General features: G+C 65.9%; 18 protein-coding genes. 6 read left to right on the forward strand and 12 right to left on the reverse strand.

What is annotated here, in order from left to right; genetic code table 11:
- The 4 genes from hisIE to Q9293_RS10285 all read left to right on the forward strand — a co-directional run bounded on the left by hisIE (window position 1) and on the right by Q9293_RS10285 (window position 3,226).
- The gene (hisIE, locus tag Q9293_RS10270; RefSeq protein ID WP_306246104.1) at window positions 1-624 is read left to right on the forward strand and encodes a bifunctional phosphoribosyl-AMP cyclohydrolase/phosphoribosyl-ATP diphosphatase HisIE; all 624 of its coding nucleotides are present in this window, start codon (window positions 1-3) and stop codon (window positions 622-624) included.
- Window positions 624-1,592, forward strand: coding sequence for an ATP phosphoribosyltransferase regulatory subunit (locus Q9293_RS10275; RefSeq protein WP_306246106.1), 969 nt, complete (start codon window positions 624-626; stop codon window positions 1,590-1,592). The genes hisIE and Q9293_RS10275 overlap by 1 nt, the downstream gene beginning before the upstream one ends.
- Window positions 1,589-2,236 carry an ATP phosphoribosyltransferase gene (gene hisG / locus Q9293_RS10280; protein ID WP_306246108.1) on the forward strand — a complete coding sequence of 216 codons (648 nt, stop codon included), beginning with the start codon at window positions 1,589-1,591 and terminating at the stop codon, window positions 2,234-2,236. The genes Q9293_RS10275 and hisG overlap by 4 nt, the downstream gene beginning before the upstream one ends.
- 408 nt (window positions 2,237-2,644) lie before the next feature.
- Window positions 2,645-3,226 carry a hypothetical protein gene (locus tag Q9293_RS10285; RefSeq protein WP_306246111.1) on the forward strand — a complete coding sequence of 194 codons (582 nt, stop codon included), beginning with the start codon at window positions 2,645-2,647 and terminating at the stop codon, window positions 3,224-3,226.
- Between the two features lie 73 nt (window positions 3,227-3,299).
- On the opposite strand, the gene Q9293_RS10290 is transcribed toward Q9293_RS10285, so the two are convergent.
- Window positions 3,300-4,151, reverse strand: coding sequence for an SDR family oxidoreductase (locus Q9293_RS10290; protein ID WP_306246114.1), 852 nt, complete (start codon window positions 4,149-4,151; stop codon window positions 3,300-3,302).
- Between the two features lie 157 nt (window positions 4,152-4,308).
- On the opposite strand from Q9293_RS10290, the gene Q9293_RS10295 reads away from it, so the two are divergent.
- Complete coding sequence (locus Q9293_RS10295) at window positions 4,309-4,920, forward strand: TetR/AcrR family transcriptional regulator (protein WP_306246115.1); 612 nt, start codon at window positions 4,309-4,311, stop codon at window positions 4,918-4,920.
- A 36-nt stretch (window positions 4,921-4,956) separates the two neighbouring features.
- On the opposite strand, the gene Q9293_RS10300 is transcribed toward Q9293_RS10295, so the two are convergent.
- Window positions 4,957-5,286, reverse strand: coding sequence for a helix-turn-helix domain-containing protein (locus Q9293_RS10300; RefSeq protein ID WP_306246117.1), 330 nt, complete (start codon window positions 5,284-5,286; stop codon window positions 4,957-4,959).
- Between the two features lie 122 nt (window positions 5,287-5,408).
- On the opposite strand from Q9293_RS10300, the gene Q9293_RS10305 reads away from it, so the two are divergent.
- Entirely contained in the window at window positions 5,409-5,933 is a 525-nt protein-coding gene (locus tag Q9293_RS10305; protein ID WP_306246119.1) for a cupin domain-containing protein, read from the forward strand.
- A gap of 51 nt (window positions 5,934-5,984) precedes the next feature.
- Here the strand turns inward: Q9293_RS10305 and Q9293_RS10310 are convergent, their stop codons facing one another.
- The 10 genes from Q9293_RS10310 to Q9293_RS10355 form a co-directional block, all read right to left on the reverse strand.
- The gene (locus tag Q9293_RS10310) at window positions 5,985-6,866 is read right to left on the reverse strand and encodes a hypothetical protein (RefSeq protein WP_306246121.1); all 882 of its coding nucleotides are present in this window, start codon (window positions 6,864-6,866) and stop codon (window positions 5,985-5,987) included.
- Window positions 6,863-8,029: a metallophosphoesterase gene (locus Q9293_RS10315; protein WP_306246123.1), complete on the reverse strand. Its 1,167-nt coding sequence runs from the start codon at window positions 8,027-8,029 to the stop codon at window positions 6,863-6,865. Before Q9293_RS10315 ends, Q9293_RS10310 begins: the two co-directional genes overlap by 4 nt.
- On the reverse strand, window positions 8,026-10,191 hold the full coding sequence (locus Q9293_RS10320; protein WP_306246125.1) for an LTA synthase family protein: 2,166 nt from the start codon (window positions 10,189-10,191) through the stop codon (window positions 8,026-8,028). Before Q9293_RS10320 ends, Q9293_RS10315 begins: the two co-directional genes overlap by 4 nt.
- A 75-nt stretch (window positions 10,192-10,266) precedes the next feature.
- Window positions 10,267-11,364, reverse strand: a complete 1,098-nt coding sequence (locus Q9293_RS10325; RefSeq protein ID WP_306246127.1) for a CofH family radical SAM protein — start codon at window positions 11,362-11,364, stop codon at window positions 10,267-10,269.
- Between the two features lie 2 nt (window positions 11,365-11,366).
- The gene (locus Q9293_RS10330; protein WP_306246129.1) at window positions 11,367-11,531 is read right to left on the reverse strand and encodes a hypothetical protein; all 165 of its coding nucleotides are present in this window, start codon (window positions 11,529-11,531) and stop codon (window positions 11,367-11,369) included.
- A gap of 72 nt (window positions 11,532-11,603) precedes the next feature.
- Window positions 11,604-11,927 carry a ribosome hibernation-promoting factor, HPF/YfiA family gene (hpf, locus tag Q9293_RS10335; RefSeq protein WP_306246131.1) on the reverse strand — a complete coding sequence of 108 codons (324 nt, stop codon included), beginning with the start codon at window positions 11,925-11,927 and terminating at the stop codon, window positions 11,604-11,606.
- Between the two features lie 55 nt (window positions 11,928-11,982).
- Entirely contained in the window at window positions 11,983-13,551 is a 1,569-nt protein-coding gene (rpoN, locus tag Q9293_RS10340) for an RNA polymerase factor sigma-54 (protein WP_306246133.1), read from the reverse strand.
- Window positions 13,551-14,288, reverse strand: a complete 738-nt coding sequence (gene lptB / locus Q9293_RS10345; RefSeq protein ID WP_306246135.1) for an LPS export ABC transporter ATP-binding protein — start codon at window positions 14,286-14,288, stop codon at window positions 13,551-13,553. Before lptB ends, rpoN begins: the two co-directional genes overlap by 1 nt.
- A 71-nt stretch (window positions 14,289-14,359) precedes the next feature.
- Window positions 14,360-16,108 (reverse strand): hypothetical protein, encoded by a 1,749-nt coding sequence (locus tag Q9293_RS10350; protein WP_306246137.1) that lies wholly within the window; start codon window positions 16,106-16,108, stop codon window positions 14,360-14,362.
- On the reverse strand, window positions 16,105-17,763 hold the full coding sequence (locus Q9293_RS10355; protein WP_306246139.1) for a DHH family phosphoesterase: 1,659 nt from the start codon (window positions 17,761-17,763) through the stop codon (window positions 16,105-16,107). The genes Q9293_RS10350 and Q9293_RS10355 overlap by 4 nt, the downstream gene beginning before the upstream one ends.
- Window positions 17,764-17,772 lie beyond the last annotated feature (9 nt).

The raw sequence follows: 17,772 nt of genomic DNA on the forward strand, positions 1-17,772 counted from the left end.
ATGGATATCAACGCCCTCCGCTTCGGCCCCGACGGCCTCATCCCCGGCATCGTGCAGGACCGCGCCGGCGCGGTGCGCATGATGGCCTGGCTCAACCGAGAGTCTTTGCAGATCACGCTGGACACCGGCTACGTCACCTTCTGGAGCCGCTCGCGCCAGGCCCTGTGGACCAAGGGCGAAACCTCCGGCCACCGCCTGAAGCTCGTCCAGATCCGGCCGGACTGCGACGCGGATGCGCTGCTCATCCTGGCCGACGCCGAGGGCCCCAGCTGCCATCGGGGGACCTTGACCTGCTTCGATGGTGAGCAGATGCCTGCCACCCTGCCCTGGCTGGATCAGCTGGAGACACTGCTGCAATCCCGCAAAGCACAGGCCGATCTGGCGGGCAGCTACACCCAGAAACTCTTCGCCCAGGGCGTGGATCGCATCGCCAAGAAAGTGGTGGAGGAGGCAGGCGAAGTGATCCTGGCCGCCAAGAACGAAGATCGCGAGGCCTTCCTCGGCGAAGCGGCGGACCTCCTCTTTCACCTGGAGCTGCTGCTCATCGAGCGCGGCGCCTGTCTGCAGGAGGTGGTGGAGGTGCTGCACAGCCGCCATGCGGAACGCTCGGGAGGAACCGCCTGATGCCCGTCCGCACGCCCCACTTCCCCGACCTGCTCTTCGACTCTGCGGCCCGGCTGCGACGCTGGGAGGGCGCCCTCATGGGCCTGCTGGAAACCCACGGCTACCGCGAGCTGCACCCTTCCCTGGTGCTGCGCGAAGCCATCCCGGAGGGCTCTCTGCGCTTTTTCGACGGGGACGACCTGGTGGCCCTGCGCTGGGATTTCACTGTGTCCCTGGCGGGCCTGCTGGCCCGGCGCTTCACCGAACCACCCCCGCGCGTGGCCTATGCCGGTGCTGTCTTCCGAAGGCCCGTGCAGCCCTGGGAGGCCGTGGAGCGCTTCGAGGTGGGCTGCGAGCGCATCCAGGCTGAAGGCGAGAGCACGGGCGAAGCCGACGTGGAACTGGCTCGCCTGCTCATGGCCATTCCCGGCGTACTGGGGCTGAAGAGCGCCATCCTTCACCTGGGCCACGCAGCGCTGGTGCGCCGTCCGCTGGAGGCGGAAGGGCTTGCGCCGGATCTGGCCGAGGCTGTGGTGGCGGCCCTTTCCCGGCGCGCGCCGCACCGGGTGCGCGAAGCCTTGGCAGGCCATCCCGCCGCCGCGCGGCTCTCGGCCCACGCCGAGGCCCTGCTCGCCGAACTGGATGGGCCGCGCACGCTGGAAGCCCTCAAAGCTAGCCCCTATGCGGGTCTGCTGCAGGAGGAGCGGGAGCACATGGAGCGCGCCCTGCAATCCCTGCTGCCCATCCTGCCGCCCAATCTGGAGCTGCGGGTGGATCTCGCCGACGTGGCGGGCCTGGGCTTCTACACGGGCCCCACCCTGCGCCTGTGGGCCCCGGGCGCGCAGCAGGAACTGGCCGCCGGTGGCCGCTATGATCGCCTCTTTCCTGGCCTGGGGCGCCCCTGGCAGGCGGCGGGCTTCTGCGTGCGGCTGTCACGGCTGCTGGACCTGGCCACCACCCGCCCTGACCTTTTTGAGCCACTCCCATGACGCCAGCCTCTATCCTCATCGCCTTCCCTAAGGGCCGCCTCGGCGACGAGCTGGTACCCAAGCTGGCGGGCACCCCGCTCGCCCTGGACGCCGCCGCCCTCAAGTCGCGGGTGCTGCGCATCCCCACCGCCACGCCCGGCGTGGCCGCCCTGCTCCTCAAGGGCACGGACCTGCCGCGCTACGTGGCCGCGGGCGTGGCGTCCCTGGGCATCGTGGGCTCCGACACCCTCGATGAATTGGACATGGACCTGCTGGAGCTGGCGGATCTGGGCTTCGGCGCCTGCCGCCTCTCCCTCTGCGCTCAGGAAGGCGTCACGCTGGAAGCCCTGCGCGCCAAGCCCCATCTGCGCCTGGCCACCAAGTTCCCCAAGGCCACTGAGGCCTGGCTCAGCCGCGAAGGCCTTACCGCCGAGCTGGTGCCCCTCAGCAGCAGCGCCGAGCTGGCGCCCCTGCTGGGTCTGGCCGACGCCATCGTGGATCTCGTGCAGACCGGCGGCACCCTCCGGGCCCATGGCCTGGTGGAGACGGCGGTGCTGGGACACTCCTCGGCCCGCCTCGTGGCGGCCCGCGGCGCCTACCTCAGCGAACCCAGCCGCATCCGGCCCCTGGCGGAACAGCTGCTGGTGGCGCTGCAATCCAGGTAGGTCACTTAGGAATCACGGGCTCGGGATTTGATTGTGTACTCGAACCAACTAATCAGCTTCGTCGAAACAGCGTAGAGGAGGTTCCACCCACCGGAAAGATATCCGCCGCGGCCCTCATGAGGTGCTGTTCATCATGCTGATTCCCATTCGCCCCACCCTCATCTTTGCCATGATGTTTGCACTCGGGCTATCGGCGCTACCTGTAAGTGCCAATCAGGTTGTTCACCCGAGATCTGGGAAGCTGAAAGCGCCAACAAACAGCTTTCTTGGAGCCTCGGGTGAACCTCCACAGTTCAGCAAAGTCTTGCCCCGCCAGTCGAGCATTAATGGTGAAGCGCGTTCTGGAGCCTTGGAACGGAAAAGATCATCCTCGTGGGTCATTCCTTTGGTTCGATTCTCGGACTGCGGATGGTGAAGGCGCGACCTGAATTCTTTCGCGCCTACGTCGGCACCGGGCAAGTGGCAGACAGCACGCAGAGCGACGCAGCCGCCTACCAGGGCTTGTTGAAGAAGGCCATAGCCAGCGGCAATCTGAGGGCCCTTGCCGCATTGAAAAGCATGGGTCAGCCTCCCTACGCTTCGGGGCAGGGATACCGCCTTCAGCGGACCTGGGCCAATCACTTCGAGGGGGCTGACCAGTTCCTGTTTGGCACCATTGGGCTAACGCTGGTTGCCCCCGGAAATTCGGTGCAGGACATCCATGATTCCGTGGCGGGACAGATGCTGAGCGGGGAGCGCCTTGTCCCGCAAACGACCTCCCTGACACCCAATGAGCTAGGGCTGGAATTCGCAGTGCCAATCCTCTTCTTCCAGGGAAGGGAAGACTTCACCACGCCAACCTCCCTCTCGGAACACTACCTCAACGCCATCAAGGCTCCACGCAAAGCATTCGTCCCCTTGGCAGGAGGTCATTTCACCGTATTCATGAACTCGCACCAATTCCTGGCCGAACTGATCGCGCGCGTCCTCCCTTTATGCGCGGAGAAATGATCCATCCTCGGACAAGCCTTCTTCCTCCAGGATTCCTGCTGTTCGAACGTCACCCCTCCACGGGAGCCGCCCTTCAGCGGAACGCCGATCGATGCTCCAGGGCCCACCGGGTGAAGGAGATGGGTTTCCGTCCCAGCACGCGCTCCACGGTGTCCGTTACCGTGGCCAAGTGCCCCTCCCGGACCGCCCTCCACAAGGCCACAAGGGCCTCCGCCACAGCCGGAGGCAGCCCCTTGTGGCAGAGCCCTTCAAATGCTTCCCCGTCGCTGATGGGGTGAAACCGCAGAGGTTTGCCGATGGCTCCGCCGATCCTGGCCGCCATTTCGGCATAGCTGAGCGCCTCGGGACCGGTAATGGGCCACGAGGTTTGATGCGCTCCGGAGAGCAAGGCTTTGACCGCCATCGCCGCGATGTCGTCATCGTGGATCATGGCGATGCGGCCCTCGCCCGTGCTGGCCCGGATGGCCCCCTCCGCTTGAATCGAGGACGCCCAGGCGAGGGCGTTGGACATGAAGCCCGCTGGTTGCAGGAAGGTATAGGAAAGCCCCGTAGCGCGGATGGCAGATTCTCCCTCGGCATGCCAGGCACCCACGGAAGATCCATCCGTCCGATGAACATCGAAGGAGGAGAGCTTCACCAGGCGCTTCACCCCCGCTTCCCGGGCCGCTTCCGCGGCGAGACCATCCAGCTTTCCCAGCGAGGGCCCCCCGTTCACCAGAAACAGGCCTGCCATGCCCTTGAGCGCCACCGAGAGCGAGGGCCTGTCACTCAGATCGCCCTCGGCCACCTCCACCCTATCCCCGAAGCGGGCCCAGGCTTTGTCGCGATCGCGCACGAATACCCGCGGGCGCAGGCCGAGGCCCGCAAGGCGCTCCACGACGCGGCCTCCGATGTTTCCGGTGGCACCAGTGATGAGATAATTCATGAGGTTCTCCCAGTATCTGTATGTTTGCTCATATATTGAAGTAGCCTATTTGGATGACTCATAAAGATAAACTCGCATACGAAATGACCACGGATATGCGTGGTTGCGATGGATGCATTCCTTACCTATAAATAAGCTCATGTTCTAAGGAACACCCATGCCCTCGAAACCCCCTGCGCCCCGCCGAAAACCCATTCAGCAGCGATCCCTCCAGACCGTGGACGCCATCCTGGATTCGGTGGTGAAGATCCTGAAACGGTGGGGGCTTGAGGCTGTCACCACCAACCGCATCGCCGAGGTGGCCGGAGTCAGCGTCGGTTCCATCTACCAGTATTTCCCCGACAAGCGGGCCATCTTCACCGCCCTGCACGAACGCCATGTGGAGGGCATCTGCCGCCTCATCGACCACACCCTCCGCGACCATGCGGCCACCTCGCTGGAGGCCTTCGTACGAGCCTTGGTGGAAGCTCTGATTGAAGCCCACGAGACCGATCCTGAGCTGCATGACCTGTTGAGTTCTGAGGTTCCCCACGGAGCCCAGGGCGCCCGCACCTATGACCTGCGTCTCCGCGGCGCCTTCCTGGTGGTCCTCGCCTCGGAATCCCAGTCGCGTCATCCGCCCAGCCACTGGAAGCGGAAGGCCTTCGTCCTGCCCCATCTGGTCGAGGCCCTATGCCACGGGGCCCTGCGAAACCGACCTTCAGGGCTGCCCCTCAAAGCCGCCAAGGAAGAGGCTGTCCAGGTCGTCCTCTCCTACCTGGGGCGCTGACCCGCAGGATTGGCGACGTCCATGCCAACGACCAAATCAGTCCGGCTGCGCGGCCAGCACCCGCTGGTGGCCCTCACCCCACCCGGCGATGGCATCGAGCACCGGGCGCAGGGTCCGGCCGTAGGCCGTGAGCGTGTAATCCACCCGCGGGGGAATCTCAGGGTAGATGTGGCGCTCCACGATGTCGTCCCGTTCCAGTTCCCGCAGGGTCTGGGTCAGCACCTTCTGGGAGATGGGCGGGATGCGCCGCTTGATCTCGCCGAAACGAAGCGCCTCTTCCCGCAGCACCCAGAGGATCACGGGCTTCCACTTGCCGCCCACCACGGCGAGGGCGGTCATGACGGGACAGGGACTGATCACGGACACGGCGGTTTCCTCGAGGTGACTTGGGCGCAAGAAGGTGCTTACTTGTGGGCCTCCCGGGCGCCCCCTATCGTCCAGCCATGGCAGGGAGCGCGCCGCTCCCATGATCCTCGAAAGGACCCCCCATGGCATCCCGAATCCTTCGCCTCGGTGTGATCTCCCTGGCCCTCGCCGGTCTCGGCGCCTTCGCCCAGGAGGCCCCGCGCCACAGCTTCACCTTCGCCGGCAAGCGGCCCTCCTACGACCGCAAGGAAGTGGTGTCGGACATCGCCCTGTCCTCCGTGCAGTCCGAGGGCCGCTTCTCCATCCTCGATGAGATCTGGCACTCCGACTTCGTGGTTCCGCCGCACTTCCACGCCACCCATACCGAAGTGTTCTACATCCTCGGCGGTTCCGTGGAGTGGACCGTGAACGGCGAAACCCACGTGATGAAGACGGGCGACATGGTCTACATCCCGCCCCGCTCCATCCATGCGGTCAAGGTGGTGGGCGGCAAGGACGCCCACATGCTCATGCTCTACGAGGCGGGCGGCTACGAAGAGCACATCCTCCGCGAACAGGCCTACACCGAAGAACAGATGAAGGACCCCAAGCTCAAGGCGGAACTGCGCAAGCTGAACGACTTCAATCCGGTGACCAAAACAAAGTAGGAATCAGCCAGACGAGCATGAATGGCGGGGCCGTCCTTTCCTGGGCGGCCCTCAGCTGCCCAGCCAGAGGAGGCGGCGGAGGAAGGGGATGCCCAGGTTGGAGTGAAGGGTGAACGAGACCACCACTCCCGCGGCAAAGCCAAGGCCGGTGCGGGTTCGGCACAAAGGCCTCGTGAAGCGGGGAAGGATCGTGCCCCAGAGCAGGCCCACCACCAGGGCCCAGAGGCAAACCCAAGCCGAGGGGTAAAGGACAAAGGCCAGCCCCAAGAGCACCAGCGGCACCGCGTTTGGCACATGGGAAAGGATCTCTCTCAGCCTGGGCAAACCGGCCACGGCCACGCCCAGGGCAAAGACCGCCAGCGCTCCAGGCCAGGTGCCCGCGAACTGGAAATCGAAGCCGGGTTTCGGCAGCACCAATCCAAGCAGGGCCGCTGCCCAGAAGGCATTGATGTGATGGGCGGAAGGCCAGGAGGGTTCTTCCTCGGGCAGTTGGCCAAAGGCCAACAGGAAGCCGGAGAGCCCCGCACCGAGGAGGGTCAGCGTGGGGTGCCAGGTGCCCGCGTATTCCCAGGCGGCCACCCAGATCCATAGGCCCGTGCCCGTGTGCTCACCGGGATGGGCCTGGGCCACCACCGAGAGGCACAACCCCAGGAGTGCGTAGACGGCCGCGAGGCCCAGGTGGGTGGTGTCGGCGAAGCCCAGGTTGAAGGTCCGGGTCAGGAACAGGGCGCAGATGAGAGCGATGAGCCCGGCAACCCGAATCGTCCCCTTGCGCAGCACCCAGGCCTGGTGACGGCAGATCCAGTCCATCAGAGGCAGGAGCAGGATCGGCAGCAGGAGCAGGAAGGTGGCCGGGCGCCGGAAATCCAGGCGGTAGAGGGTCAGCAGCCGCATCAGGCAGCCCAGGTAGAGGAAGAGCCAGACGGCGCTCATGGGCGACCTCCCTGAAGCCAGGTGCCCGAGGGCGTGCTGGCGATGGGGGTGGGGCTGGGTTGGCCCGGCAGGTCCTGCGTGTAGCGGACGAGCCTCCCCTTCTCGGTGATCAGAATCCGGTAGCCGTGGTAGCGCAGGGGCCAGCGGGTCACGCGGCGCAAGGCATCACCCAAGGCTGTGGTCACCACGAATTTCGTACCCGGGAAATCCGGTGTGTCATCGCGGAATCGGCCCGCGGCGTCGAACACCGCATCCTGATGCCAGTGCCCGGTGAGCACGATGGGCACCTGGCGGTCCAAGCAGAGCTTGACGAGACCCTCTCGGTAGCCGAACAGGGGCCCTCCGCTCTTCTCGCCATCCCCATGAATGGCAGGCCCGGGCGGGAAAACGGGATGGTGCAGCTGGATCAGGGGCACCCGGCCCTCCAGATCATCCAGCTGCCCGCGGAACCACTGGAACTGGCTTGGCGTCAGGCGGTCGCGGCCGTGGGCCGAATCCAGACTGAGGATGGCGAAGGGTCCGAGGTTGACGCGATGGGTGGTGTTGATGCCGAAGGTGTTCAGGTAGCGTGCCCAACCGCCCCGCTCGTGGTTGCCAGGACAGGCGATCACCGGAATGCCCAGGGCCTCCAGACGCCGGAATTGACTCACCAGGAAGGCGTACCACTTGGCGCTGGAATCATAGGCCAGGTCACCGGAAGCCAGGATCGCATGGGGTTTCAGGATGGCCATCTCATCCACGAAGCGCTCGAGCATGGCCTCCTTCCCCGTGCTGGGGAAATCCGCCACATGCACCAGGACCATGCGATCCGGAACTGCCCCTTCGCTCCAGTGCTCCAGCCCATCCAAGGGCAGCCGCAGCGCGCCCGCAACTGGGGTGGGATCCGCCAGGGTGATCCAGTGCTGGTTTCCCGTCTGGCGGTGGCTGAGGATGCGGCGTCCGCCCTGCTCCAGCCGCAGGCCCCACTGCCGCTCCAGGGCCGCTGCGGCGGTGCGCCAGGGGACGAAAGGAAGGCTGGTGGCGAAGGACACCTCAAAGGCCTTGCCTGCGGGCACGATGGCCGGTGAGCCGAAGCGAGGCGCGTCCAGGCGCGTTTTCAGGGGCAGGCCCACCGCCAGCAAAGCCAGGACGGCGCAGAAATAGGGGAGGATCCACGGTTTCATGGCCGCCTCGCGATGGGCTTGTTGTGGGAAAGCAGGAATTTCGACCACTGGTGAAAGCCCTTGCCCAGCCGGGTCATGGCCTGGGCGCGCACCGGCTCCTCCGCACCATGATCCCGCGGAACGGCTTCATCCAGCCGATAGAGGCGGGACACGCCATTGGGTTCCACATTCACATACCAATCGCCCTGGAGCAGCCCCACCCGGGCCGGGCGCCGGAACGTGGTAAAGGTGAAGGCCGCCGCCTGGCCATTCCAGGCTGGATTCAGGAGATCCTTGCCGAGGGTCTGGTGTTCCAAGGGCCGCCCCATCAGCGAAACCAAGGTGGGCAGCAAGTCCATCTGCGTGCCCACGGTGGAGACCCGCTGGGGTTTCAGCAGGCCAGGCGCGTAGATGACGCAGGGGATGTGGTGGATGCCCAGGGCCAGGTCGCCGAAGCGCTGGTCGGTCATGCCGCGGGGAATGCCGTGATCCGCCCAGAGCACGTAGATGGTGTTGGCGAAGGCGGGGCTCTTTTCCGCGCGCTCGAAGAACTTCCGCAGGCTGTAGTCCATGAGCCGCACGGCGTTGTATTCCTCGTTGTCGACGAAGCCCGCCCGCTCGAGTTCATCGCGGTTCCGCTTCTCCACCTGGAAATCCTTCAGGTGGCCTGGAATGGTGAAGGGCGGATGGTTGCCGCTGGTCTGGATGTAGGCCCAATAAGGCGCGCTTTCCTTTTCCAGCACGCCCTGCGCTTCCAGCAGGAGATCGGCATCGCAGACGCCCCACACATCCACCCTGGGGGCCTTGAAGAAGCCCTCTTCGTACAGCTTCAGATCCTTGAAATTGTTCTTGAGGATGCCGCGCATCTGGGCCCAGTTGGCGCTGCCGCCCAGGAAGTAGGATTTCCGGTAATCGCCAAAGGCGCTCAGGGCCGAGTGCTGATCCAGCAGCAGCGGGTTGCGAGTGGCATTCTCCACAGAGCTCACATCCGGAATGCCGAACAGCGTGGCAAACATGGAGCGGCTGGTGTTCTCCATGGCCACGTAGAAGCGGTCGAAGAAGATGCCCCGCGCCGCCAGGCCATCCAGGTAGGGCGTGGGCTTCAGGGGATTGCCCAGGATGCCGGTCTTGAAGCCAGCCAGGCTTTCCAACTGGATGAGCACGATGTTGGGCCGACCCTGGACCAGGGGGCGTGGCTCCTGATGGCGACGCAGGCTGGGCAGGCCCTGGTCGTCGGTTTCGACGGGAATGCCGAAATAGGCCGCCAGATCGGGCTGCGTGGCCTTCACCTGCGCCAAGTCGAAGCCGCCATCCATGTCCCGCCGGGTTTCCAGGAAAAACAGGACAGGGTTCAGGGCCAGATGCGCATGGAAGCTGGATTTCGCTTCAAACGCTTCCGACCAGCGCAGCGGATAGGCGCTCCACTTGGCCCACATGAGGGCAATGAGCAGGAACGTAAACGCAACATTCACGGTCCGCCGCGCCCAGGGCGCAAGCTCGAGCCCACGCAGGCCGCGGACCAGACGGCGGAGTCCCCACAGAGAGGCCAGGGTGAGCAGAATCAGCGCCAGGGCCAGGCGGCCGAAGGGATAGCTCTCCCACATCATGCGCAAGCTGGTCCGGGCATTCTCCAGGAACATCAGCAGGGTGCCATTGAGCCGTGTATGAATGTAGCCATAGCTGCCCGCATCCACCATGTAGGCGAAGATCAGCGTGACGATCAGGGCCGTGGCGAAGCTGCCCCAGATCCAGCGTCCGCTGCGCTGGGCGAGCCCGTGGCCTGGCGTTCCAAAGCGGTAGGCGGGCACCAGGACCAGGAACCCGAGCAGGAAGGGCTGGGCGGCGCGGTCATCCACCATGGCCACCAGCACCAGGGTCACGTAGCAAGCCAGGGCGAGAATCAGCAGCCAGGGCGCCAGGGCCTTCCGCCATGGCGCCACAGCCGGGGCGGCCTGGCCGTTGCCCAACAGCAGCCAAGTCGGCATCACCAGGATGGCGGCCAACCGCAGATCGAACTTCAGCCCCAGGTAGAGCCCACGCCAGGTATCAGGATCTTTCAGGCCACGCAGCCCCTCGAAGCCAGTCAGGAAGCCAAGACGGGCCAGGTTGAAGACCACGGCCAGGGCCATGAGCAGCAGCACCATGGACAAGAGTTTGGAGCGGTTCGGCGCACTGCGATCCATCCGGCGCATCCTCAGGGATTGGTCGAGATCAGGCGGGGCTTGGGTGGGGGGCTGAGAGGTGGAAGTGACTGAACCCTAGGGTTGGACTTTGCCGTAGATGTTGTCGCGCTGCCAGGGTTCGTACCCGGCGGCGGTGATCATGCGGGTCATTTCGTCCTTGTTCACGCTGTAGCAGGTGCCTGCGGCGCTGACGACATTCTCTTCCAGCATGAGGCTGCCCATGTCGTCGCAGCCGTAGTGAAGGGCCAGCTGCCCGGTCTTGCGGCCCATGGTCACCCAGCTGCTCTGGATGTGTGAGAAGTTGTCGAGGAAGATGCGGGCCACCGCGATGGTGCGCAGGTATTCCACATCGGTGGGCTTGGGCACCTTGCCTTCCCAGGGCGTGTGGCCGCTCTGGAAGGGCCAGGCGGCAAACGCCGTATAGCCGCCGCCGTTCTGCCGCGCCAGGGCACGGTCCTGCTGGTTGCGGAGCGCCTCGAAATGGTCGATGCGTTCCGCCAACGTCTCCGTGATGCCAAACATCATGGTGCCCGTGGTTTTCACACCTTCTTCGTGGGCGGCCTCCATCACTTCCAGCCACTTCTCGCGGCCGCCTTTGAGGGGCGCGATCTTCTTGCGGATGCGATCCACCAGAATTTCGGCACCGCCGCCGGGAATGGAGCCCAGGCCCGCGTCACGCAGATCCGCGATGGTCTTGCGAAGGGTCTGGCCGCTGAGCTTGGCCATCATCTGGATCTCCACAGGCGAGAAGCCGTGCACCCAGATGCCCAGATCGTGATGAAGGTAGCGCACCAGATCCAGGTAGTAGTCCCAGGGCAGATCAGGATTCACCCCGCCCTGCAGCAGGAAGCCCGTGCCGCCGATGGCCTGCGTTTCTTCGGCTTTCTGCTTCAGCTGCTCCTTTGTCAGCACGTAGCCGCGGCTGTCACCGGGCTTGTGATAGAAGGCGCAGAAGGTGCAATAGACGTTGCAGACGTCGGTGTAGTTGACGTTGCGGTCGATGACATAGCTCACCCGGGCAGGGTCATTGTGCCGGTCGCGCACGGCGGTGGCAGCCACGGCCAGATCGGGCAGGTCCGCCTGTTCCAAAAGGCACAGAGCTTCCGAAGCGGTGATGCGGCGTCCCTGGAGCACCTCCTCCAGGATCGCCTCGGAGGAGGCGGCTGTGATCATGGCTAGGCCTTGTAGCCCATCACCTGGAGGCAGCGGCGGCAGACGCACTCCTGCCCCTCCACGCCATGCTGGAAGTGATCCAGCGTATAGGGGCTGCGGCACTTCTCGCAGATCTGCGTGGGATCGGTGCAGGTCTTCGGGGCATACAGGTGCGTGGGATCAGGCATGGGCGACTCCGGACCCTCAAGAATACCAAAGGCGGCCCCGGAGAGCCGCCTTTGGCTGAAAAGAAGGAAGGGCTATTCCTCGACCGCGCCGGCCTTGGCACTGTCGTGGGGGCGGGTGGTGCGCTTGTCCTGGTGCTTGTGGGCCTGGGCCTCGAGCTTGTCCACAGCCTGAGTGATGCTGCCGTACATGTCGTCGGTGGTCGCCGAGGCCACGAAGGCGCTGGCCCGGGTCTTCAGGGTGATTTCCGCCTCGTGACGGTGCTTCTCCACGCTCAGGGTGACGTGGACATCGATGATGTCATCCAGGTACGTGGCCATCTTGTCCAGCCGCTCCTTGGTGAACTGCTTCAGGGGCTCGGTGAGCTCCATGTGGCGGCCGGTAAAATTGACCTTCATGGGACACTCCTGAAAGGGGCCGGTTGGCCCGGGATGATGGGGAATCCGACCCTTCTTATCGGCGTCGGCGCTGGGAAGCTGGAGGAATCTTCAACTCCTCCCGGTACTTGTTCACGGTGCGGCGGGCCACCTTGATGCCATCCCGCTCCAGCAGCCCGGCGATGGCTTCGTCGGACAAGGGCTTGGCCGGATCCTCCGCCTGCACGAAGGCCTTGATGCGGTGCTTCACCACCGTGGCCGAGACATCGGAATCCTTGGGCCGGGCCGAAAAGAAATAGTTCAGGTCGAAGAGCCCCTGCGGCGTGTGGATGGTTTTGGCTTTCACCACCCGGCTGATGGTGCTCTCGTGGAAGCCCGTGGCCTCGGCCACATCGCGCAGCACCATGGGCCGCAGCCGCTCGATGCCATGCTCGATGAACTCCTTCTGAAGTTCGACGATCTGAGCGGACACGCGCAGCACCGTCCGGTTGCGGTCCTCCACGCCGCGGATGAAATCCCGGGCGCTGCGGAAGCGCTCGCGGATGAAATCCTTGTCGGTCTTGGCCTCGCTGGAGGCCATGAAGCGAGGGTATTCCCCATTGACCTTCAGGCGGGGCAGGCCTTCATCGTTGAGATAGACCTTCCAGTTGCCATCTTCACCCTTGAGCACCACCACATCGGGTTTCACCACCCGCTCACCCTCTGGATCGAAGGCGCGTCCCGGCGAAGGGTTGAGGTGCTTGAGCTGCTCCATGGCCTGGTTCAAATCTTCATCGGTGCAGCCCAGGGCCTTGCGCAGCCGCGCGCTGTCCCGCTGGGAGAGCAGGTCGCAGAAATCCTGGATGATGCGCACAGCGAGATCGTCAGGCTCCGCCCCTGCATGTCGCAGCTGGAGCAGGAGGCATTCCTGCACCGAGAAGCAGCCCACACCGGAAGGATCGAATTCCTGGAGGACATCCAGGGCCGCGCGCAGCGCCTCTTCGCTGACGCCGAGATCGGCGGCCAGCAGGGCCGGAGTGGCTTCCAGCGAGGGCTGATCGGGGTCCAGGCGCAGGAAGCCCTTCGGATCCATGCGATCAATGAGGCGTTCCACCAGGGGCGCCCGGGGGTCCTCATGCTCCAGGGTTTCGTAGAGCTGGCCCAGCAGGTGGTCCTGCAGGGATTCAAAGGCGCTGAGCCGGTCCTCCCAGGAGAGGCGATCCTCCTCGGGCAGGTTGCTGGTGCGGGGCAGGTCCTGATCCCAGCTGTTTTCAGCACCCAGTTCGGTCTCCTGCACCTGGGCCACGCCCTCTTCCGTGAACCGCTCCAGGTCGCCCTCGGGGTTCATTTCCTCGGCGGCATCAAGGAGGGGACCCAGATCGACGGTATCCACCCCTTCCGGCAGTTCCACACCATCGGCCATCTGCTCGGCGGAGCCTTCAGTCACATCTGAATCGCGCCCCTCTTCGATGGCTTCCAGGGTGGGCACCTCGTCACTGTCGTCGGCCAGTTCCAGCAGCGGGTTGTCTTCCAGTTCACGCTCGATGGTTTGCGACAGTTCCTGCAGGTTCATCTGCCAGAGCTTCAGCTTCAGCTGCATGGCCGGCGTCAACGCCAAGGTCTGGCTCTGGGCCAGGCGCTGGGAAAGGAAGGGTCCGGCTGCCATCAGTCCAACCTGAACTTATCGCCGAGGTAAACCCGGCGGATATCCGGGTCTTCCGCGATCTCGCTGGGCAGGCCGTGTTTCATGATCATCCCGTCCGCCAAGATATAGGCCCGGTCGGCGATCTGCAAGGTCTCCCGGACATTGTGATCGGTGATGAGCACGCCGATGCCTCGCGCCTTGAGGTCGGCGATGAGGGATTGAATCTCCAGGACGGATTTGGGGTCCACACCGGCAAAAGGCTCATCCAGCAGCATGATGCGCGGCTCGGTCACCAAGGCCCGGGCCAGTTCGCAGCGCCGGCGCTCGCCGCCGGAAAGGCTCATGCCCAGCGTGTCGCGCACCTTGCCCAGGTGGAACTCCCCCAGCAGGCGCTCGCAACGCTCGATCTGCTCGGCCTTGGGGATGGGCTGCAATTCGCCCAGGGCCATGAGGTTCTCCCAGACCGTGAGCCCACGGAACACGCTCGATTCCTGCGCCAAGTAGCCAATACCGAGGCGGGCCCGGCGGTGCATGGGCAGGGCGGTGACATCGTGCCCCAACCAGCGGATGCTGCCCTGGTCGGGGGCTTCCACCCCCACCACCATGTAGAAGGTCGTGGTCTTGCCCGCACCGTTGGGCCCCAGCAGACCCACCACTTCGCCCATGCCCACGGCGAGGCTGACGTCCCGCACCACGGTGCGGTCGCCATAGCGCTTCTGGAGGTTCACGGCCTCTAGGCAGGGGGTGGGCTCTGTCATGGATCTATCAGAACACATGAGCGCACGCTTTGACTCAGGGGCCGCCTCCAGGACAGAGGAAGTGTGGGACATCACCATCCTGACCCCGAACCTTTGCCCCGCACATGGCCCTGCCAGCGCGCCGCCTGAAGCCCCGGCTCCAGTTCAAGCGCTTCGCCCTGCCCCTCGCCCAGGCGACCGCGCAGGGTGATGGCGCCCCGGGCCTGCACCAGCTGGACCGTGCGATCAGGCGCCAGGGTCACCACCACGGCATCCGCCGCGAGGCGCCAGCCCTGGCCCTGGCATTCCACGCCTCCGGAAAGAATGATTTTCTGGGCCTCGCTCTGGCCCCGCTCGGCCCTCAAAAAGAGGTCGCCATCCGCCGCGGCCAGGGTGCCATTCAGCCCCTCCGGGAAGGTCACCAGATCGCCCTTCCGCAGGATGCGCGGGCCGGAAAGCCGCTCTCGCAGCCGGTTCCAGGCCGCAGGGCGGCCCGTGAGCGTCCACAAGGCCTCCTCCCATACGAGCTTGGCGCCGCGCAGGCTGCCGCCGGTGAAGAGGTTCACCTGCACAGGGCCTTCGATGGTCCACACATGGGGATCGCCCTGGGCGGCTCCACCAGAGAAGGTGCCATCCTCGCTCCGACCCAGCACCGGCCCTTGGAGCTTCCAGCGGCGGGTGGCCCTTTCCACCAGGATGCGCGGCGAGGACAGGCTGCGCCTTCCCCAGGTGAGTAGCGCCTGGCCTTCGGCCTCGGCGAAACCCACAGGCAGGGATTCAGGCAGATCCTTGCCGGGAGCCTCCCGCAACAGCACCCGAGGGGCCCGTAACATGAGGCGCTGCCCTTCGGCCGGTTGATCCCAGATGACGTTTCCCTCCAGCCGCAGACCGGCGGGCGTCCAACGGGCACCGTCGGTGCTGAGCTGTTCCTCGCCGGTGGGCAGGGCCCGGCGGGCCTTGAACCGCTTCAGATCCACCTGCTGGAAGGTGGCGCCCGGCAGGGGCCTTGGCGCCACACCGCTTCGGGCCTCCCCGCGCCAGCCGTCCGTGCGCTCGAAGGAGAGGGGGCTGGGCCAGGTCACCGTATCGGGGGAAAGATCTGCCACCGAAGCCTGGAGGGAACCTTCGCTCACCTGGGCCTTCACCCCCTCCAGGTGGCCCGTGAGAAATCCCGGCGTGGCCCATAGCCGCTCGGCATCCATGCCGCGCAGGGTGGGCGGCGCGGGGCCATCCGCGGGGGCCTGCCAGCGCACCGGGCCCCGCTCCACCCGCAACCGCCCGTCCACCTCGCGGCGCCAACCGGCCGGCAGGTTCCAGGTGCCCCGGGAGGAGCCCTCCAGGGATTCCCAACGCAGCGGCGCCAGCCCTTCCCAGTCGCCGCCCGTCCAGCGGATGGCGGGCCCCGACGCGTCAATGCGCCCCTTCCCAAGGGGGACAGAGCTCACCGGATCGGCGACTCCCAGATCCATGGGCCCCTGAAGCGTCCAGATCCCGGCTTGACGACGAGCCGAGGGCGACAGCAAGCGCCAGCGCCCGGCAGGCTCGTCAAGGCGGCCCGTCACCTGCTCCAGGCGCAGGTCCTGCTCGGAGCCATCGATGGTCTTGTAGGAGAGCACCATGCGGTTGGGGCCCAGTTGCTCGGTGAGCGTGCCCACGCTGCCCCGGGTGCCTTCGCCGAAGAGGGGGTCACCACCGGCGGCGCGTCCTGGCATCCCGTCACTGCTCAGCGAAAGGAATGTCGCCGTGAACCCAAGGGTGCCCGCCACCAATACCCAGCCGAGCCCCTGCCAGAGGGGATGCCGGGCCGGAGGCAACTCCCGGAAGAGGGCGGAAACCTTCATGGGACCGCCTCGCCAAGCACCGCATCCACCAGCCAGGAGCGGCCCCAGCGAGCACTCCCCTGGGGCGCGGCGGCCACGGCCAGCCTCGATCCTGGGACGGGCTGTTCGGGTCGCGACGGCCCCGCGAACCAGGTGATGGGATCGGGAAGCCCTGCCAGGCGCACCTTCCAGTGATCCGCCCCGAAGACCTTGGTGGATTCAACCACTCCCTGCAGGCAGGCCAGGGGTGGCGCGAAGCCCTGCCCAAAGGGCTCCAGTGAGACCAGCTCGGCGTCTCCTGGCAGTTCTTCCGGAGCGCCATCCACCAGCAGCGGCGGCAGGTCACGGCCTTGGGCCTGGGCCATGGCCCCGCGTTGCAGGGCCTGGCGCACGAAGGCCAACCGAGACGCCTCGAAGCTGAGTCCCGCGGCCACACGATGGCCGCCCCCGCCCAGGATGAAGGGCTGGGCCAGGGCCAGCAGTTCGCCGAGGTCGTAGCCTTCCGGCGCCCGCAGGCTGCAGTGGGCGATGCCATCGATGACCGTGCAGACCCCGGCAGGTCGGCCGCTGGCGCGCATGCGGTGGCCCGCCACGATGCCGATGACACCCTTGTGGGCGGTGGGATCCAGCACCAGGTCGAAGGCTTCGGCGGTGGGTTCCGGCAACCGCGCGGCCAGATCCTGCTGGATGCTGCGGCGTTCCTGATTGAGGGCTTCCACACGGAGCATCAGCGTCTCCGCTTCTGCCTCGTCCCGGGTGAGCAGCAGGCGCACGGCATCCTCCGCGCCCCCCATGCGGCCCACGGCGTTGAGCCGGGGCGCGAGGCCGAAGGCGATGTCCTGACCCCCTGGAACGCCTTCCTTTTTCGCAGCCCGCAGCAGGGCGGCCAGACCGGGCCCGTTCTTGCTGCCCAGCGACTGCAACCCACGCCGCACCAGGAGGGCGTTCTCATCCACCAGGGGCATGACATCGGCCACGGTGCCGATGGCCACCAGCTTGAGCAGGCCATCCAGAAAGGCCGCGTCCGCCCCCACCGGATGGGGAACGGCGCCCAAGAGAGCCTGGGCCAGCTTGAACGCCACACCCACGCCAGCCAGGAAGGGATTGGAATACCCATCGAGGTGGGGATGCACCACAGCGCAGGCCGGCGGCAATCCCGCGCCCAGGGCATGGTGGTCCGTGATCACCCAATCAAGGCCCAGCTCCGCGCTGGCGGCCACCTCGATCACGCTGCGCACGCCGCAATCCACGGAGATGAGCAGGCCGGGATCGCGGCTGGCTTTCAACTCCTGGATGCACTCCAGATGCAGGCCATAGCCATCCGAGAACCGATTGGGAATGAAGAAGGAGACCTCCGCTCCGAGTTTTTCGAGCGTGCGCACCAGCAGCGCGGTGGCGGTAACACCATCCACGTCGTAGTCGCCGTACACCACGATGCGCTCATGGGCCTCGATGGCGCGGCGGATGCGCGCCACAGCCTGATCCACACCCGGCAGCAGGTGCGGGTCCGTGCTCCGCGCCCACGAGGCATCCAACCGCCAGGCCAGGGCCTCAGGCCGATCCACGCCGCGCAGCCAGGCCAATCGGGCCAGCCTGGGATCGAGGCCGCAGGCCTCGGCCAGAACTTTCCAGGGCGCTGTTCCCGCCGGAATGCTCCGGCGGATGCGCCACGGCATGGCTCCCAT

The organism is Geothrix sp. PMB-07 (genome assembly GCF_030758935.1).
In the GTDB taxonomy this organism is placed as follows: domain Bacteria; phylum Acidobacteriota; class Holophagae; order Holophagales; family Holophagaceae; genus Geothrix.

Excerpts from the sequence above, each read along its gene's own strand:
- rpoN (WP_306246133.1), bottom strand. The coding sequence starts at position 13,551 with ATGGCAGCCGGACCCTTCCTTTCCCAGCGCCTGGCCCAGAGCCAGACC.
- hisIE (WP_306246104.1), top strand. The coding sequence starts at position 1 with ATGGATATCAACGCCCTCCGCTTCGGCCCCGACGGCCTCATCCCCGGC.
- Q9293_RS10275 (WP_306246106.1), top strand. The coding sequence starts at position 624 with ATGCCCGTCCGCACGCCCCACTTCCCCGACCTGCTCTTCGACTCTGCG.
- Q9293_RS10320 (WP_306246125.1), bottom strand. The coding sequence starts at position 10,191 with ATGGATCGCAGTGCGCCGAACCGCTCCAAACTCTTGTCCATGGTGCTG.
- Q9293_RS10330 (WP_306246129.1), bottom strand. The coding sequence starts at position 11,531 with ATGCCTGATCCCACGCACCTGTATGCCCCGAAGACCTGCACCGATCCC.
- Q9293_RS10355 (WP_306246139.1), bottom strand. The coding sequence starts at position 17,763 with ATGCCGTGGCGCATCCGCCGGAGCATTCCGGCGGGAACAGCGCCCTGG.
- hpf (WP_306246131.1), bottom strand. The coding sequence starts at position 11,927 with ATGAAGGTCAATTTTACCGGCCGCCACATGGAGCTCACCGAGCCCCTG.
- Q9293_RS10305 (WP_306246119.1), top strand. The coding sequence starts at position 5,409 with ATGGCATCCCGAATCCTTCGCCTCGGTGTGATCTCCCTGGCCCTCGCC.
- Q9293_RS10315 (WP_306246123.1), bottom strand. The coding sequence starts at position 8,029 with ATGAAACCGTGGATCCTCCCCTATTTCTGCGCCGTCCTGGCTTTGCTG.
- Q9293_RS10310 (WP_306246121.1), bottom strand. The coding sequence starts at position 6,866 with ATGAGCGCCGTCTGGCTCTTCCTCTACCTGGGCTGCCTGATGCGGCTG.
- Q9293_RS10285 (WP_306246111.1), top strand. The coding sequence starts at position 2,645 with ATGGTGAAGGCGCGACCTGAATTCTTTCGCGCCTACGTCGGCACCGGG.
- Q9293_RS10325 (WP_306246127.1), bottom strand. The coding sequence starts at position 11,364 with ATGATCACAGCCGCCTCCTCCGAGGCGATCCTGGAGGAGGTGCTCCAG.
- Q9293_RS10295 (WP_306246115.1), top strand. The coding sequence starts at position 4,309 with ATGCCCTCGAAACCCCCTGCGCCCCGCCGAAAACCCATTCAGCAGCGA.
- Q9293_RS10290 (WP_306246114.1), bottom strand. The coding sequence starts at position 4,151 with ATGAATTATCTCATCACTGGTGCCACCGGAAACATCGGAGGCCGCGTC.
- lptB (WP_306246135.1), bottom strand. The coding sequence starts at position 14,288 with ATGACAGAGCCCACCCCCTGCCTAGAGGCCGTGAACCTCCAGAAGCGC.
- hisG (WP_306246108.1), top strand. The coding sequence starts at position 1,589 with ATGACGCCAGCCTCTATCCTCATCGCCTTCCCTAAGGGCCGCCTCGGC.
- Q9293_RS10350 (WP_306246137.1), bottom strand. The coding sequence starts at position 16,108 with ATGAAGGTTTCCGCCCTCTTCCGGGAGTTGCCTCCGGCCCGGCATCCC.